The sequence below is a fragment of the Paraburkholderia sp. J12 genome (genome assembly GCF_905220215.1).
Classification (GTDB): Bacteria; Pseudomonadota; Gammaproteobacteria; order Burkholderiales; family Burkholderiaceae; genus Paraburkholderia.
Window position 1 is genome coordinate 343,395 of sequence record NZ_CAJMZC010000004.1, and the last position, 14,890, is coordinate 358,284.

Genomic DNA, 14,890 nt, shown 5'->3' on the forward strand with positions numbered 1-14,890 from the left:
ATGCCCCCCGGCGCATGCCGTGCCGAAGCAACGCCGGAGCCACCTGCCTCATCAGCCCGTCAAACCTTCTGAACCGACGCCTTCCAGATCTCGTCGATGCTCCCGGCGAGCGCGGCATCGAATTCGGCGTCCGTCATCGACTGCGTGAGATCGTTGATGAGCGCCCGCGAAAAGCTCGCGATCATGCCGTGGTCGTGAGCCAGACGCTCGCAGGCGTCGCTGCGCGAGTAACCGCCCGAAAGCGCCACCACCCGCACCACGCGCGGGTGCTCGATGAGCGGAAGGTAGAAGTCGGGCGTCGTGGGGATCGAGAGCTTGATCATGACGTCGCGCGAGGCGGGCAGTGCGTTTAGGCCCTTGAGCAGTTCGTCGCGCAGCAGGGCTTCGGCTTCGGCCTTGTCGGGGATCTTGATCGAGACTTCGGGTTCGAGAATCGGCACGAGACCGTGGGCGCCGATCTGTTCGCCCACTTCGAACTGCTGGGCCACGATCGCCGCAATGCCCGTGGGCGAGGCGTGCTCGATCACCGAACGCATTTTGGTGCCGAAGATGCCGGCCTTGACCGCGCGGGCGAGCAGGGCGTCGAGACCCGGAATCGGCTTCATGAGGCGCACGCCGTCCGCTTCGGCTTCGAGCCCCTTGTCCACCTTCAGGAACGGCACCACGCCCCGGTCGTTCCACAGGAAGGCCGGCACGGGCTTGCCTTGCGCGGTGCCGTCCATGGTGGCTTCGAAGAGGATCGCGCCGATCACCTTCTCGCCCGTGAACGCCGGAGCGGTGATGATGCGCACGCGCATTTCGTGCATGAGCCGGAACATTTCCGCGTCGCCGTGGTAGGCGCTCTCTGGGATGCCGTACTGGCGCAGCGCGCCCGGCGTCGAACCGCCGCTCTGGTCCAGCGCGGCGATGAAGCCGGGTTTCGAGCGCATTTGCGCGAGCATCGTTTCGTTCGGCATGACCGTTCCTCCGTAAATGGGCGCCGGGTGGCGCGATCGGGTGGGCCCCATGCGGGCCGATATCGACGAGTTTACTTGCGTCCGTGGCCGTCGTCTTTTCCGTGGCGCACGGTGCGTGCGGCGGGGCACCCAGGGCGGCGCCCAAGGTGACGCCGAAGCCGATCGGCCGCCGCCCGATTCTGCATAACAGAATATAATTCCAGCAGCGCTGGCTGCCCGGTGAAGACGTTCGCGGACAGCCTGGAAGGCGGCGCCGCAGGGAGGCGCCATTCGAACGCACATTCTCTATTCATGATGGCTGACATCGAGCACAAAACAGACCGGCCCACGGCCCACAAGGAAGACCGGCATTTCGTGACTGCGCTGGCACGGGGGCTCGAAGTGCTGGCGTGTTTCCGCGGCGGCGACACGGCGCTGACCAATCAGGAAATCGCGCAGCGCTGCAAGCTGCCGCGCTCCACCGTCTCGCGTCTCACCATGACGCTCACGAAGCTCGGCTACCTGATTCATCTGGAGGATAGCGGCCGCTATCGTCTTGGCACGGCGTGTCTCGCACTTGGCAGTTCGATCCTCGCGCGTCTGGACGTGCGCAAGATGGCGCGTCCGCTCATGCAGGAACTGGCCGAGTTCTCGGGCGGCACCGTTTCGCTCGGCATGCGCGACCGCCTGTCCATGCTCTACATCGAAAGCTGCCGCGGGCCGGGCGCGCTCGCGCTCACGCTCGACGTGGGCTCGCGCATTCCGCTCGCCACCTCGGCGATCGGGCGCGCGTGGCTCGCGCTGGCGAGCGCGCGCGAACGGCTCGACGCGATGGAGCAAGTGCGCGAACTCGACGACGTGGCCTGGCCGCAGATCCGGCGCGGTATCGAAGAAGGCATCGAAGATCACCGCGCGCTCGGCGTGACCTGCTCGTTCGGCGACTGGCAAAAGGACGTCAACGGCATGGCGCGCGCGTTCCAGCCCGGCGGCGGCCTGCCCGTCATGGCGATCAACGTAGGCGGTCCGTCGTCGTCGCTCTCGAAGGAATTTCTGCTCGAAGAGGTGAAGCCGCGCCTGTTGCGCGTGGTCGCGCAACTCGAAGAGGGCAACGTTTCGCTGCGCTGAGGCGCGGGACCGGGGCCCGCCGTCCTGGGTCTTCCTTCAATCCGCAAGCGGCAGGAACGTGCCGCTCGCGTGCAGCACCTCGCGCTCGCCCACCCTCAGCGAACATTGAGCAAACACGATGCGCCGCCCGTTGCGGCGCACGCTCGCATGAGCCTCCAGCCAGTCGCCCACGCGTGCGGCCGCCAGGAATTCGCTCGTGAGCGTGGTCGTCACCGTCGCTTGCGTGCCGCTCGCGGTGGCGCGCAGGAGGTTCAGGTTGATGCCCATCGCGCCGTCGGCGAGCGTCATCAGCATGCCGCCATGGGCGATGCCGAGCGAGTTCGCATGGGCCTCCCTCACCCGCACCGCGACGATCAGGCCGCCGTCGGCGGCCGGCCGCGCATAGAGCGGACCGAGCGCGCGGAAGTACGGACCGCCGCGCTCGATGGGCGCATAGCCTTCCGGCACTCCGTTCTCCGCTTCGTGGCCGCTTGTCGGGAGGGCATCGCAGAGCAGGTCGGGTTTCTTCATGACTTGTCGTTCGTTCTAGAACCAGTCGGGCGCCATGGCGAGCGCCGTATCGTCGAGCCGGCGCAGCAGCGCGTGCTGCACGTTCGTGCGCGGCAGTTCGTGGCGGAAGAACCAGCGGCAGGTTTGCAGCTTGCCGCGATAGAACGCCACGTCGCCGGTCGCCGGCGATCCGGCCAGCGCGCGCGTCGCGACCAACGCCTGGCGCAGCCATAACCACGCCATCACCGTATGGCCGAACGCTTCGAGAAACGCATTGGCCAGCGCCAGCGCTCGCGTCGCGTCCTCCTTCAACGCGGGCCGCAAGACGGCGAGCGTCGTCTCCATTTCGCTCCACGCCGCGGTCAGTGCCTGCGCTTCCTCCTCGAGCCCGGTCTGCCCGGCCGCCTGCCGCAGCGTGGCGTCGATCTCGCGCGCGAGCAGCGCGATCGCGCGCCCTTCGTCCATCGTCGCCTTGCGGCCGAGCAGGTCGAGTGCCTGGATGCCGTGCGTGCCCTCGTGAATCAGGTTGAGCCGGTTGTCGCGGTAGAACTGCTCGACCGGATACTCGCGCGTGTAGCCGTAGCCGCCGTGAATCTGGATCGCGAGGCTATTGGCTTCCAGACACCACTGCGAGGGCCAGGACTTCACCACGGGCGTGAGCAGATCGAGCAGCAGGGCGGCATCGGCGCGGGCGGCGGGATCGTCGGCCGTCCGTTGTTCGTCCACGAGGCGCGCCGCGTAGAGGCAGAGCGCATAGCCGCCCTCTACCGAGGCTTTCTGCGCGATCAGCATGCGGCGAATGTCGGCGTGGCCGATCAGTGCGACGGGTGGGGCGTCGGCGCGTTTTTCGGTGGGCGCGCGGCCCTGGCGGCGCTCGCGCGCGTAATCGAGCGAGGCGAGATAGCCGCGATAGCCGAGCATGACCGCACCCATGCCTACACCGATGCGTGCCTCGTTCATCATCTGGAACATGCAGGCGAGGCCGCGGTGCGGCTCGCCCACGATCTCGCCGATGCACGCACCGCGTTCGCCGAACGACAGCATGGCCGACGTGGTGCCGCGCCAGCCCATCTTGTGGATGAGGCCGGCGAGCGCGACGTCGTTGCGCTCGCCGAGGCTGCCGTCGTCGTTCACGTGGAATTTAGGCACGGTGAAGAGCGAGATGCCTTTGACGCCGGGCGGCCCGCCGGGAATTTTCGCCAGCACCAGATGGACGATGTTCTCGCTCAACTCGTGGTCGCCGGCCGAAATGAAGATCTTGCTGCCGGTGAGCGAGTAGGTGCCGTCCGCATTCGGCACCGCCCGCGTGGCGATATCGGCGAGGCTCGAACCGGCCTGGGGCTCCGTGAGCGCCATGGTGCCGAAGAACCGGCCGTCGAGCAGCGCGCGCAGATACTTGCGCTGCTGCGCGGGCGACCCGAACCGCTCGATCACGTTCGCATTGCCGAGCGTGAGCCCGACATAGGACGACGTGGCGATATTCGCGCTCTTGAAGAGCGACTGGCAGGCATGCGCGACCAGCGCGGGCAACTGCATGCCACCTAGTTCGTAATCCTTAGAAGCGGCCAGCATGCCTGCCTCGCAGTATGCGCGCACCGCCGCGCGAACCTCGGGAATGAGGGCGACGCGCTCGCCGTCGAAGCGCGGTTCGTGCTCGTCGCTCAGGCGGTTGTGCGGGGCGAAGCGTTCCTGCGCAATGGTGTGGGCCGTGTCGAGGGCGGCGAGAAAGGTCTCGCGCGTGTGGTCCGCATAGCGGGGGCGCCGGGTGAGGGTCTCGGCCTCGAACAGTTCGAAGAGCTGGAATTCGAGGTCGCGTCGGTTGATCAGCAGCGAGTCGGTCATCGGAAAGTCGAGCTTCGTAATTTGCAGAATTATAGTCTGCATAGTGGAATTAACAATCGCGAAACCCGACACCCGGTTGGCCTCTAGTAGCCAGGAATCCCGACGATGCGGGCTCTCGATGCAATTCCCAGGGTTTTCCCCGTCCAGCGAGATCGTAGTGCCGTTTGCATGTTGAACGACAAGGCGTTAGCATTTCTGCATTGCAGAATAAACATCTGCAAAGTGGAATGATTCATTGGCGGGCAAGGCGAGGGATACGGCAATGGGCATAAGAGAGCGATTCAGGCTGGACGGGCGCGTCGCGCTGGTGACGGGCGGCTCGCGCGGCCTTGGCCTGCAGATGGCCGAGGCGCTGGGCGAGATGGGGTGCAAGGTGGTGATCTCGGCGCGCAAGGCCGACGAACTCGACGAAGCCCAGACGCATCTGAAGCGGCACGGTGTCGAGGCGAAGACGGTCGTAAGCGACCTGCAGCAGATCGAGCGCATTCCCGCACTCGTGGACGACGTGCTCGCCGCGCATGGCCGCATCGACATTCTCGTGAACAACGCGGGTGCGACCTGGGGCGCTCCCACGGAAGATTATCCCGACGCCGCCTGGCACAAGGTCATGAACCTGAACGTGAACGCGCCGTTCTTCCTCACGCGCGAAGTGGGCCGGCGCAGCATGATCCCGCGGCGCGGCGGCAAGATCGTCAATATCGCCTCGATCGCGGGACTGCGCGGCATGGGGCGCGGCGTGCATACGATCGCCTACAACACCTCCAAGGCCGCGATGATCAATTTCACGCGCGCGCTGGCTTCGGAGTGGGGACGTTACGGCATCAACGTCAATGCGATCTGCCCGGGGTTCTTTCCTTCGAAGATGTCGGCCGGGCTGCTCGACACGATCGGCGACGAAGTGATCCGCCGCACGCCGCTGCAACGCCTCGGCGACGACGACGACCTGAAAGGCGCGCTCGTGTACTTCGCCTCGGACGCGTCGCGCCACGTCACGGGCCAGTACCTCGCGGTGGACGGAGGGCGCTCGGCGATATGAAGATCGATTTCCAGAGCAGCTTCAGCGGCACACGCCCCGTGGCCGATGCGCATGCCTTCGACCTCGTGCGCCTCGGCGCATGGATGCGCGTGCATGTGGAGGGTTTCTCGGGGCGCCTGCGCGCCGAGCAGTTCAAGGGCGGTCAGTCCAACCCCACCTTCCTGCTCGAAGCGGACGGGCGCCGCTACGTGCTGCGCCGCAAGCCGCCCGGCACGCTGCTGCCCTCCGCGCACGCGGTGGAGCGCGAGTATCGCGTGATTCGCGCGCTGGCCGGCACGGCGGTGCCCGTGGCGAAGACCTATGCGCTGTGCGAATTCGCGGACGTGCTGGGCACTCCGTTCTACCTCATGGAGTACGTGGAGGGCCGCATTTTCTGGGACCCGGCGCTGCCGGGCATGACGCCCCCGGAGCGCAGCGCGATCTTCGACGAGATGAATCGCGTGCTGGCCGAACTGCATTCGGTCGATCCGGCCGCAATCGGCCTTGCCGACTACGGTAAGCCGGGCAGTTATATCGCGCGCCAGGTGGCGCGCTGGACCAGGCAGTACCGCGCCTCCGAAACCGAGCGCATCGAGGCGGCCGACTGCCTGATCGACTGGCTGCCGAGGCATGTGCCGCCCGGCGACGAAAGCCGGATCGTGCACGGCGATTACCGGCTCGACAACGTCGTGTTCCATCCGTACGAACCGCGCATTCTCGCCGTGCTCGACTGGGAGCTTTCCACGCTCGGCCATCCGCTGGTCGATTTCGCGTATCACTGCATGATCTGGCGCATGACGGCAGGGGAGCGGCGCGGACTCGTCGGTCTCGATCTCGATTCGCTTGGCATTCCTGACGAACGTAATTATCTGCGACGTTATCTGGCGCGCACCGCACGCGGCGCCGGGGCCGATGTTTCGCCCGCGGACTGGGGCTACTACCTCGTTTTCAACATGTTCCGGCTCGTCGGCATCCTGCAGGGCGTCATGGCACGCGCGCTGCAAGGCAATGCGTCGAGTGCGCTCGCGCTCGAAACCGGGCGGCGCACGCGGCCCCTCGCCGAACAGGCCTGGGCGCTCGCACAGCAGGTCGATGCGCTGCGCTAGGCGCGCCGGGGCAAGCGGCGCGCCCGTTCCCACACCCCCCGCACTGCGCCCGCCCGGCGGCCCGGTGCCTTTCTGATAGAAGGAATCACACGATGAACTTCGAGCATTCGGACAAAGTGAAGGACCTGCAGGCGCGTCTTCAGGCGTTCATGAAGCAGCACGTTTATCCGGCCGAGGCGCAGTTCGAGGCCGAAATGGACGCGGCCCGCCGCGCGGGCAACGCCTGGCAGCCGGCGCCGGTGATCGAAGGGCTGAAGGACAAGGCGCGCTCGGCGGACCTGTGGAATCTGTTCCTGCCGGAGTCGCAGTACGGTGCGGGTCTCACGAACCTCGAATACGCGCCGCTGTGCGAGATCATGGGCCGCTCGGGCATCGGTTCGGAGCCGTTCAACTGCTCGGCGCCGGATACCGGCAACATGGAAACACTCGTGCGCTACGGCAGCGCCGCGCAACAGGACGAATGGCTCAAGCCGCTGCTGGAAGGCAAGATTCGTTCGGGCTTCGCGATGACCGAGCCCGCCGTGGCGTCGTCGGACGCCACCAACATCGAGGCCCGCATCGAGCGCGACGGCGACCACTACGTCATCAACGCGCGCAAGTGGTGGACTTCGGGCGCGAACGATCCGCGCTGCAAGATCCTGATCTTCATGGGCAAGACCGATCCCGATCACGCCGATCCGCATCGTCGCCAGTCGATGATTCTCGTGCCCATGGAGACGCCGGGCGTCACGGTCCTGCGCCATCTGCCGGTGTTCGGCTACGACGATGCGCCGCACGGCCACGCCGAAGTGCTGTTCGAAAACGTGCGCGTGCCGGTTTCGAACGTGCTGCTGGGCGAGGGGCGCGGCTTCGAGATCGCGCAGGGGCGTCTCGGGCCGGGCCGCATTCATCACTGCATGCGCCTGATCGGGCGCGCGGAGCGCGCGCTGGAAGCCATGTGCCGGCGCAGCGTGCAGCGCACCGCATTCGGCCGCAAGATCGCCGATCACGGCGTCACGCGCGAGCGCATCGCCAACGCACGCATTCTGATCGACCAGGCGCGTTTCCTCGTGTTGCATGCGGCCTGGAAGATGGATACGCTCGGCAACAAACTCGCGCGCAAGGAGATCGCGATGATCAAGGTAGCTGCGCCTTCGATGGCCTGCCAGGTGATCGACTGGGCCATCCAGGCGCACGGCGGCGGCGGGGTCAGCGACGACTTCGGCCTCGCGCGCGCTTATGCGAGCGCACGCACGCTGCGTCTTGCCGACGGTCCCGACGAAGTGCATCGCAACGCCATCGCGAAGATGGAACTGGGCACGTACCTTTGAACCGGAAAGGAGTACGAAAGTCATGACGGGAACCTCCGACACGGCGCTTGCGCCGTTCGTCAGCTTGCCCGACGAGATCCGCCAGTTGGCCCGCACGCAAGGGGGCCACGCGGCGCTCGTGTGTGACGGCGAGACGGTGAGCTACGCGGCCTTCGACGCGCTCGTCGACCGTTGCGCTGCCGCGCTGCAACGCGACGGTGTGGCGCCGCGCGACGTCGTGGCCATTTGCGCGCAGGGCTCGATCGCCTATGCGGTGGCGTTCGTCGGCGCGCTGCGCGCGGGCGCCGCGGTCGCACCGCTATCGCCCACGGCGCACCCCGATAGCCTCGCGGGCATGATCGCGAATGCCGGTGCCGCCCTCGTGTTCGTCGATGCCGAGGTCCGAAAGGCACTGGCCACGGCTTCGGCGCCGCCTGACGTGCGCACGGTACGGCTCGACGCGCAGACGGGCCCTGAGGCATTCGACACCTGGCTCGCGCCCGCAGGCAGCATGCCGGCGCCTGTCGAGATCCAGCCCGAATGGGCCTTCAACCTCATCTATTCGTCGGGCACCACGGGCATGCCGAAGGGCATCGTGCAGTCGCACGCCATGCGCTTTGCCTACGCACATCGCAGCGTTTCGCGCGGCTACGGGCCGGGGGCCGTGACGCTGATCTCCACGCCGCTTTATTCGAACACCACGCTCGTGAGCTTCTTCCCGACGCTCGGCCTTGGCGGCACGGTGATCCTGATGCCGAAGTTCGACGCCCGGCGCTATCTGCAACTCGCGCAGCAATACCGCGCGACGCACACGATGCTCGTGCCGGTGCAGTACCGGCGCCTGCTCGCCGAGCCCGATTTCGACCGCTACGATCTCACGAGCTTCCAGTCGAAGTCGTGCACGAGCGCGCCGTTTGCCGCCGACCTCAAGGCCGAAGTGGTGCGCCGCTGGCCGGGCACGCTCACCGAGTTCTACGGCATGACCGAGGGCGGGGCGTCGTGCGAGCTGCGCGCCGAAGAACATCCCGGCAAGCTGCACACCGTCGGCCAGCCGATGCCGGGCCACGAGATGCGGCTGATCGATCCCGAAGGGCGCGAACTGCCGCCGGGCAGCATCGGCGAAGTAGTGGGGCGCTCGCCGACCATGATGACGGGCTACTACCGGCAGCCCGGGAAGACCGCCGAAGCCGAGTGGTACGACGCCGCGGGCGAGCGCTTTATCCGCACGGGCGATATCGGCCGCTTCGACGAAGACGGCTTCCTCGTCCTCATGGACCGCAAGAAGGACATGATCATTTCGGGCGGCTTCAACATCTATCCGAGCGATCTGGAACAGGTGATCGTAGATCATCCCGAGGTGATCGAGGCTGCCGTGGTGGGCGTGGCTTCCGGGCGCTGGGGCGAGACGCCGGTGGCCTTCGTCACGCTGCGCGAGGGTGCGGTGCTGGAGCCGACGGCGCTCATGGCTTGGGTCAACGAACGCCTCGGGAAGATGCAGCGGCTGGCCGCGGTAGTCGTTGTCGATGCGTTGCCGCGCAGCGCCATCGGCAAGGTGCTCAAGCGGGACCTGCGCGACCAGTTCGGACAGGTGCTTGCGTAATCGTGTCATTCAGCACTGCAAAGTGACAGGAACGGGGCCGGCTGGCCCCGTTCGCTCAGGGCAGGCCCGCGTGCGGTACCGTTACGCGCGTGAACTGAATGCGGCCGCCCTTGCGCACCATGTTGTCCTCGCCGATACCCGGCGCCGTGCAGAGGAACAGCGTGCGTCCGTCGTCCCCGCCCAGCATGCACGCGTAACAGTTTTGCTCACCTGTGCCGATCGTATCGACGATGCCGTCCGCCTCGGTCACGCGCAGCACGCGGTTGCCGCGCGCGTCGGCCACCCATACGGCACCTTCGGCGTCGAGGCAGAGGCCATCGGGGTAACGACCCGCCAGGTCGGCGAACACGCGGCGGCGCGACAGCGTGCCGCTGGCATCGACATCGAATACGGTGATTCGCTCTCCGAACGTTTCCGCCACGATCAGGCGCCGGCCGTCGGGCGTGAGCGCCATGCCGTTGGGAAAGAGCAGATCGCGGGCGGCCACGCGTACGCTGCCGTCCGGCTCGATGCAGAGCAGGTCGGTGCCGCGGGGTTCCTCTCCGGCGTACAGATTGAAGCCGAAGTTGCCCACCCATGCGCGGCCCGAGCTCTCGACCAGCATGTCGTTGCACGGCCCCGGCACCCACGGCGCGAGGTCGGCATAGGTCTGCAGGTCGCCGCGCCGCGCGCGCAGCACGCGGCAGTCGTTCATCGAAACCACCAGCAGCGAGCCGTCCGGCCGCCAACCCAGGCCGCTGGGATTGGCGGGGACGTCGGCCACCACCTCCACGATGCCGAGCATGTCGGTGCGCAGCACCTGGCGGCGGTAGAAGTCGGAGAACCAGAGCCGGCCCTCGCGCCAGCGCGGCGCTTCGGGAAAGCACAGCCCATCGACCAGAATCTCGAGCGAGGGATACGCGCTCATACGGCACTCCCGTTGAATGGACCGGATGGACTCACTTCGACGCGTTCAGCTCGCTGCCCGGCAGCGGCTTGATGCCGCCGCCTTCCACCACGGCCACCACGGCGCGGCCCATCGTGAAGCCGCCGCGCGCATCGACGCCGGAGAGCCCGTCGGGGTTGTTGTCGGTCGCCAGTGCCTTGATGGCCTGGTCGAACGACTTGCGGATCGCGGCCGCGTCGCTCGTCGTGCCGGCCTGCTTCATGGCCAGCGCCGTGGCCCAGACGGCCGTGTAGTTGAGCGATGCTTCCTGGGTGGGCATGCGGCCGTCGTGCGTCTTTGCGAAGCGGGCGACGAACGACTTCGCCGAGGGCGAGGGATCGTCGGCGATGGGCATCACGCCGATCGCACCTTCGAGCGGGCCGTAGCCGCCTGCGATCTTCGCGACTTCATCGAGCTTCGCCTGGTCCATCACCGCGAAGCCGCCCTTGTAGCCCAGTTCGCGCGCCTGGCGGATGATGAGGCCGGTAGGCTCGGACGGGCCGCCGAGGAAGATCACATTCGGTTTGGCGGCCAGCACGCGGCTCACGCCGCTGTAGAAGTCGGTGGCGCGGTTATACGACATGGGGTTGTCGGCCACGACGGTGCCGCCCGCGGACTGCCACGCCGGCTTGAATGCGGCGACCCAGGCCTTGCCGTAGTCGGTGTCGGTATTGGCGAGTGCGACGGCCTTGCCGTACTTGTCCATCTCGTACTTGACAAACGATCCGGTGTACGAGGTGAATTCGGGCGGGATGCGCAGCGTGAGCGGATTGCCGCGCGCGGCGAGCTGCGGCACGCTCGTATAGGCGAGCAGCAGGAGCTTAAGCTGCTCGTTGATGGTTTGCACTGCATAGCAGCCGCCCGAGTGCGGCACGAGCACCACGGCGGCGCCGTCTTCCTGCACGAGGCGGCGCGCGTTGATGGCGGTCTCGCTCGGGTTGTACTGGTCGTCCAGCGCGACGATATCGAGCTTGACCTTCTTGCCGCCCACCGTGAGCCCGGCCTGGTTGACCTCGTCCACGGCCATCTGCATGCCTTCGAGCACCTCCTTGCCGTACTTCGCAGCGCCGCCCGAAAGCGGGCCGGAGTAGCCGATATGAACGGTATCGTCGGCGAAGGCGGGGTGGGTCACGACGAGGGCGGCAACCAGTGCCAAGGACAACTTACGGAGTGTCATTGTTTGTCTCCTGAACGGGGTGTGGTGATGAGTGGAGCGGTGCCGTGCGCTCAGCCGCCTACGTAGGCGCGCCGTACCGCTTCGTTGCCGGCCAGGCTTTCGTAGGTGCCTTCCAGTACGATGCGCCCGGCTTCTACCACATAGGCGCGGTGCGCGATTTTCAGCGCCGCATGGGCGTTCTGTTCCGCGAGCAGCACGGTGGTGCCGGCGCGGTTGATGCGCGCGATCACTTCGAACATCTGCTTGACCACGAGCGGCGCAAGGCCCAACGAAGGCTCGTCGAGCAGCAGCACGCGTGGCCGGCTCATGAGCGCGCGGCCGATGGCGACCATCTGCTGCTGGCCGCCGGAGAGCGCGCCCGCGGCGTCGTCCTTGCGTTCGGCGAGCGCCGGGAATAGCTCGAACACCTCGTCGAGCCGGGTGCGATTGCCCGTGCGGTCGCCGCGATGGAGGTAGGCGCCGAGCATCAGGTTCTTCAGCACCGACATGCCCGGAAACAGCTTGCGGCCTTCCGGGCAGTGAATCACGCCGGCGCGCACGACATCGGCCGGTTTTTTGCCTGCGAGATCGACGTTCTTCAGGCGGATGTGCCCGGCGCTCGCACGCGTGAGCGCGCTGGCCGCGCGAAAGATCGAGCTCTTGCCGGCGCCGTTCGCGCCCAGCAGCACCACGAGCTCGCCTTCGCCCGCATGCAGAGTGATGCCATGCAGCGCGCGAAAGCTGCCGTAGTCGAGGCTCACGTCATTGAACGTCAGCATGGTCGCTCCCGAGGTAGGCGTCGATCACCGCCTGGTTGGCGCGGACTTCCGCAGGCGTGCCTTCTGCAATCTTTTCGCCGTGGTCGAGCACCATGATCTTGTCGGCGAGATTCATGATCATGTTCATCTTGTGCTCGACGAGGCATACCGTCATGCCCGCACAGGCGATCTTGCGGATCAGTTGGGCGAGGCCATCGGTTTCCTCGGGGTTGACGCCGCCCGCGGGTTCGTCGAGCAGCAGCAGTTCCGGTTCGGTTGCCAGCGCGAGGGCGATCGCCACGCGCTTTTTCTCTTCCTGTGTGATGTCGCCCGCGGCCCGCGCCTCTACGTTTGATAGGCCGACGAAATCGAGCGCCTCGCGCGCCTTCTCGCGGCAGATGTGCTCCTCGGTCTTGCAGCGTTTCGTGCGCAGCAGCACGTCCCAGAGGCCCGAGCGCGTGCGCAGCCGGTGGCCCACGATGAGGTTGTCGAGCACCGTCGCGCCTTCGAAGAGCGCCGTGGCCTGGAAAGTGCGTGCGACGCCGAGGCGCGCCATGCGGTCCGCGCGCAAGCCCGTCACGTCCTCGCCGCGCAGGCGGATCGAGCCGCTCGTCGGTCGGTACATGCCGCTGATCAGGTTGAAGAACGTAGTCTTGCCCGCGCCGTTGGGACCGATGATCGCGTTGACCTTGCCCGGCTCGATCCGCGTGCTGATCCCGCTCACGGCGCACAGGCCGCCAAAGCGCTTGCTGAGGTTGTCGATCTCAAGCATGGCCGTCTCCTCGCGAGGCCTGGTGCACGCCCGCCGGCGGCAGGCGGCGCAGCCAGATGCGTTTGCGTGCACTGTGATAGAGGCCGACGAGGCCGTTGGGCAGGAAGATCAGCAGCACGATCAGAAGCGGCCCGAAAACGAGGAAGCGATAGTCCTGCATGAACTGCAGATACTGCGTGAGCCACGGCAGCGCGAGCGCGCCGATCAGCGGGCCTGCCAGCGTGCCGAGGCCGCCCACCACCACGTACATCGTCATGTCGAAGGTATGGTCGATGCTCGCGAGGTCGGGTCCGAGAAAGCGGACGAAGCCCGCGTAGAGGCCGCCCGCGATGCCTGCATAAAACACAGAAACGAGAAACGCCAGCAGCTTGTTGCGCATGAGATCGATGCCGAGTGCTTGCGCGAGGTTCTCGCTGTTGCGGATCGCGATGAAGGTGTGGCCGAGCAGCGAATCGACGATGCGGTGCATGAGCCACATGCCGACGGCGAGAAAGGCGAGGGTGAGGTAGTAGAGCGAGCGCGGGCTGTCGAAGGTGACGGGGCCGATGCCGGGCGGCGCGGCGATGCCGATGATGCCGACCACGCCGTGCGTGAGGCTGTCCCACTTCTCGATGACGAGGAAGATGATGTAGCCCACGCAGAGCGTGAAGATCGAGAAGTAGTTGCCTTTGAGGCGCAGCGAAAGAATGCCGACGAAGAAGCCCAGCACCACGCACACCACGCCGGCGAGCGCGAAGGCGATCCAGAACGGCACCTGATGATCGACGGTCAGGATACCTACAGTATAGGCGCCGATGGCCATGAAGCCGCCGTGCGCGAGGTTGAACTGGCCCGTGTAGCCCGTGAGGAGGTTCAGGCCCACGGTGGCGAGCGCGAAAATATAGGCCGTGGCCATGACCGTGAGCGTGTAGTCGTTGCGCACGAAGAACGGCAGGGCGAGGCCGAGCGCGAGCGCCGCGAGCCAGCCGAGCGGGCGCGCAGCCAGGGGGCGTGAAGTCTTCATGATGCGCGCGCCTCCCGGGCGAAGAGGCCTTGCGGACGCAGCGAAAGGATCGCGACGAGCAGCACGAAGGCAATGAGATCCTGGTAGTCCGAAGAAACGTAGAAAGCGCCGAAGCTTTCCGCGAGGCCGATGATGAGGCCGCCCACCACGGCGCCGGGCACGCTGCCCATGCCGCCGAGGATGATGATGACGAAGGCCTTGAGGATCACGAGCTGCCCCATCGCCGGATAGATCAGGTTGATGGGCGCGTAGAGCGTGGCGGCGACGGCGGCGAGCGCTCCCGAGATCGCGAACGTGAGCATGCCCACCTTGCGCGTATCGATGCCCATCAGCGCGGCGCCTTCGCGGTTCTGCGCGACGGCCAGTATCGTCGAGCCGGCCACGGTGTGATGCAGGAAAACCTGCAGCACGAGCACGAGGCCGAACGCGCCGCCGATGATCAGAAGCCGCTGGATGGGTGCGATCACGCCGGACCATTCGACCACGCCGCCCCAGGGCGGCGCCATGCGCTGAAAGTCGGTGCCCCAGAGCGCCTGGGCGCCGGCCTGCAGAAACAGCATGAGGCCGATGGCGGCGATCATCGGGGAAAGGCCCGGCGCATTGCGCAGCGGGTGGAAGACGAGCCGTTCGGCCAGCATGGCCAGCACGGCCACGCAGACCGCGGCGGCGGCCATGGCCGCCCAGTAGTTCAGGCCGAAGCGGGTGGAGAAGAAGAACGCGGCGAAGGCGCCCACCATGTAGAACGCGCCGTGCGCGAAATTGGGCACCGCCATGATGCCGTAGACGAGGGTGAGACCCAGGGCGACGAGACTGTACACGCCGCCTAGCGTCAAGCCGTTGAGCACCTGCTGCAAAAACAGATCCACCATGACCCT

Annotated in this window: 14 protein-coding genes; 5 read left to right on the forward strand and 9 right to left on the reverse strand. The window is 66.7% G+C overall.

What is annotated here, in order from left to right; all coding sequences use genetic code 11:
* Positions 1-59 precede the first annotated feature (59 nt).
* Positions 60-956 carry a fructose bisphosphate aldolase gene (locus tag U5760_RS12610; RefSeq protein WP_322012135.1) on the reverse strand — a complete coding sequence of 299 codons (897 nt, stop codon included), beginning with the start codon at positions 954-956 and terminating at the stop codon, positions 60-62.
* Between the two features lie 291 nt (positions 957-1,247).
* Between U5760_RS12610 and U5760_RS12615 the strand changes: the two genes are divergently transcribed.
* A complete protein-coding gene (locus U5760_RS12615; RefSeq protein ID WP_322012136.1) occupies positions 1,248-2,060 on the forward strand; it encodes an IclR family transcriptional regulator in 813 nt (270 codons plus the stop codon).
* Positions 2,061-2,096: 36 nt separating this feature from the next.
* Here U5760_RS12615 and U5760_RS12620 read toward each other — a convergent pair whose 3' ends face one another.
* Positions 2,097-2,570, reverse strand: a complete 474-nt coding sequence (locus U5760_RS12620) for a PaaI family thioesterase (RefSeq protein ID WP_322012137.1) — start codon at positions 2,568-2,570, stop codon at positions 2,097-2,099.
* 15 nt (positions 2,571-2,585) lie between these two features.
* Positions 2,586-4,391: an acyl-CoA dehydrogenase gene (locus tag U5760_RS12625; RefSeq protein ID WP_322012138.1), complete on the reverse strand. Its 1,806-nt coding sequence runs from the start codon at positions 4,389-4,391 to the stop codon at positions 2,586-2,588.
* A 262-nt stretch (positions 4,392-4,653) separates the two neighbouring features.
* On the opposite strand from U5760_RS12625, the gene U5760_RS12630 reads away from it, so the two are divergent.
* The 4 genes from U5760_RS12630 to U5760_RS12645 all read left to right on the forward strand — a co-directional run bounded on the left by U5760_RS12630 (position 4,654) and on the right by U5760_RS12645 (position 9,401).
* Positions 4,654-5,427 carry an SDR family oxidoreductase gene (locus U5760_RS12630; protein WP_322012139.1) on the forward strand — a complete coding sequence of 258 codons (774 nt, stop codon included), beginning with the start codon at positions 4,654-4,656 and terminating at the stop codon, positions 5,425-5,427.
* A complete protein-coding gene (locus tag U5760_RS12635) occupies positions 5,424-6,512 on the forward strand; it encodes a phosphotransferase (protein WP_322012140.1) in 1,089 nt (362 codons plus the stop codon). The genes U5760_RS12630 and U5760_RS12635 overlap by 4 nt, the downstream gene beginning before the upstream one ends.
* A gap of 92 nt (positions 6,513-6,604) precedes the next feature.
* Positions 6,605-7,822 (forward strand): acyl-CoA dehydrogenase family protein, encoded by a 1,218-nt coding sequence (locus tag U5760_RS12640; RefSeq protein WP_322012141.1) that lies wholly within the window; start codon positions 6,605-6,607, stop codon positions 7,820-7,822.
* 22 nt (positions 7,823-7,844) lie between these two features.
* On the forward strand, positions 7,845-9,401 hold the full coding sequence (locus U5760_RS12645) for a class I adenylate-forming enzyme family protein (protein WP_322012142.1): 1,557 nt from the start codon (positions 7,845-7,847) through the stop codon (positions 9,399-9,401).
* A 55-nt stretch (positions 9,402-9,456) separates the two neighbouring features.
* On the opposite strand, the gene U5760_RS12650 is transcribed toward U5760_RS12645, so the two are convergent.
* The 6 genes from U5760_RS12650 to U5760_RS12675 are packed head-to-tail and all read right to left on the reverse strand — an operon-like array spanning position 9,457 to position 14,881.
* Entirely contained in the window at positions 9,457-10,308 is an 852-nt protein-coding gene (locus U5760_RS12650) for an SMP-30/gluconolactonase/LRE family protein (protein WP_322012143.1), read from the reverse strand.
* Between the two features lie 31 nt (positions 10,309-10,339).
* Positions 10,340-11,503 (reverse strand): ABC transporter substrate-binding protein, encoded by a 1,164-nt coding sequence (locus U5760_RS12655; RefSeq protein ID WP_322012144.1) that lies wholly within the window; start codon positions 11,501-11,503, stop codon positions 10,340-10,342.
* A gap of 50 nt (positions 11,504-11,553) precedes the next feature.
* Positions 11,554-12,261 (reverse strand): ABC transporter ATP-binding protein, encoded by a 708-nt coding sequence (locus U5760_RS12660; RefSeq protein ID WP_322012146.1) that lies wholly within the window; start codon positions 12,259-12,261, stop codon positions 11,554-11,556.
* The gene (locus U5760_RS12665) at positions 12,245-13,012 is read right to left on the reverse strand and encodes an ABC transporter ATP-binding protein (RefSeq protein WP_322012147.1); all 768 of its coding nucleotides are present in this window, start codon (positions 13,010-13,012) and stop codon (positions 12,245-12,247) included. The genes U5760_RS12660 and U5760_RS12665 overlap by 17 nt, the downstream gene beginning before the upstream one ends.
* Positions 13,005-14,015 carry a branched-chain amino acid ABC transporter permease gene (locus U5760_RS12670; protein ID WP_322012148.1) on the reverse strand — a complete coding sequence of 337 codons (1,011 nt, stop codon included), beginning with the start codon at positions 14,013-14,015 and terminating at the stop codon, positions 13,005-13,007. The genes U5760_RS12665 and U5760_RS12670 overlap by 8 nt, the downstream gene beginning before the upstream one ends.
* On the reverse strand, positions 14,012-14,881 hold the full coding sequence (locus tag U5760_RS12675; RefSeq protein WP_322012265.1) for a branched-chain amino acid ABC transporter permease: 870 nt from the start codon (positions 14,879-14,881) through the stop codon (positions 14,012-14,014). Before U5760_RS12675 ends, U5760_RS12670 begins: the two co-directional genes overlap by 4 nt.
* Between the last annotated feature and the right edge of the window lie 9 nt (positions 14,882-14,890).

Excerpts from the sequence above, each read along its gene's own strand:
- U5760_RS12660 (WP_322012146.1), bottom strand. The coding sequence starts at position 12,261 with ATGCTGACGTTCAATGACGTGAGCCTCGACTACGGCAGCTTTCGCGCG.
- U5760_RS12655 (WP_322012144.1), bottom strand. The coding sequence starts at position 11,503 with ATGACACTCCGTAAGTTGTCCTTGGCACTGGTTGCCGCCCTCGTCGTG.
- U5760_RS12650 (WP_322012143.1), bottom strand. The coding sequence starts at position 10,308 with ATGAGCGCGTATCCCTCGCTCGAGATTCTGGTCGATGGGCTGTGCTTT.
- U5760_RS12615 (WP_322012136.1), top strand. The coding sequence starts at position 1,248 with ATGATGGCTGACATCGAGCACAAAACAGACCGGCCCACGGCCCACAAG.
- U5760_RS12635 (WP_322012140.1), top strand. The coding sequence starts at position 5,424 with ATGAAGATCGATTTCCAGAGCAGCTTCAGCGGCACACGCCCCGTGGCC.
- U5760_RS12665 (WP_322012147.1), bottom strand. The coding sequence starts at position 13,012 with ATGCTTGAGATCGACAACCTCAGCAAGCGCTTTGGCGGCCTGTGCGCC.
- U5760_RS12610 (WP_322012135.1), bottom strand. The coding sequence starts at position 956 with ATGCCGAACGAAACGATGCTCGCGCAAATGCGCTCGAAACCCGGCTTC.
- U5760_RS12620 (WP_322012137.1), bottom strand. The coding sequence starts at position 2,570 with ATGAAGAAACCCGACCTGCTCTGCGATGCCCTCCCGACAAGCGGCCAC.
- U5760_RS12670 (WP_322012148.1), bottom strand. The coding sequence starts at position 14,015 with ATGAAGACTTCACGCCCCCTGGCTGCGCGCCCGCTCGGCTGGCTCGCG.
- U5760_RS12645 (WP_322012142.1), top strand. The coding sequence starts at position 7,845 with ATGACGGGAACCTCCGACACGGCGCTTGCGCCGTTCGTCAGCTTGCCC.
- U5760_RS12625 (WP_322012138.1), bottom strand. The coding sequence starts at position 4,391 with ATGACCGACTCGCTGCTGATCAACCGACGCGACCTCGAATTCCAGCTC.
- U5760_RS12640 (WP_322012141.1), top strand. The coding sequence starts at position 6,605 with ATGAACTTCGAGCATTCGGACAAAGTGAAGGACCTGCAGGCGCGTCTT.
- U5760_RS12630 (WP_322012139.1), top strand. The coding sequence starts at position 4,654 with ATGGGCATAAGAGAGCGATTCAGGCTGGACGGGCGCGTCGCGCTGGTG.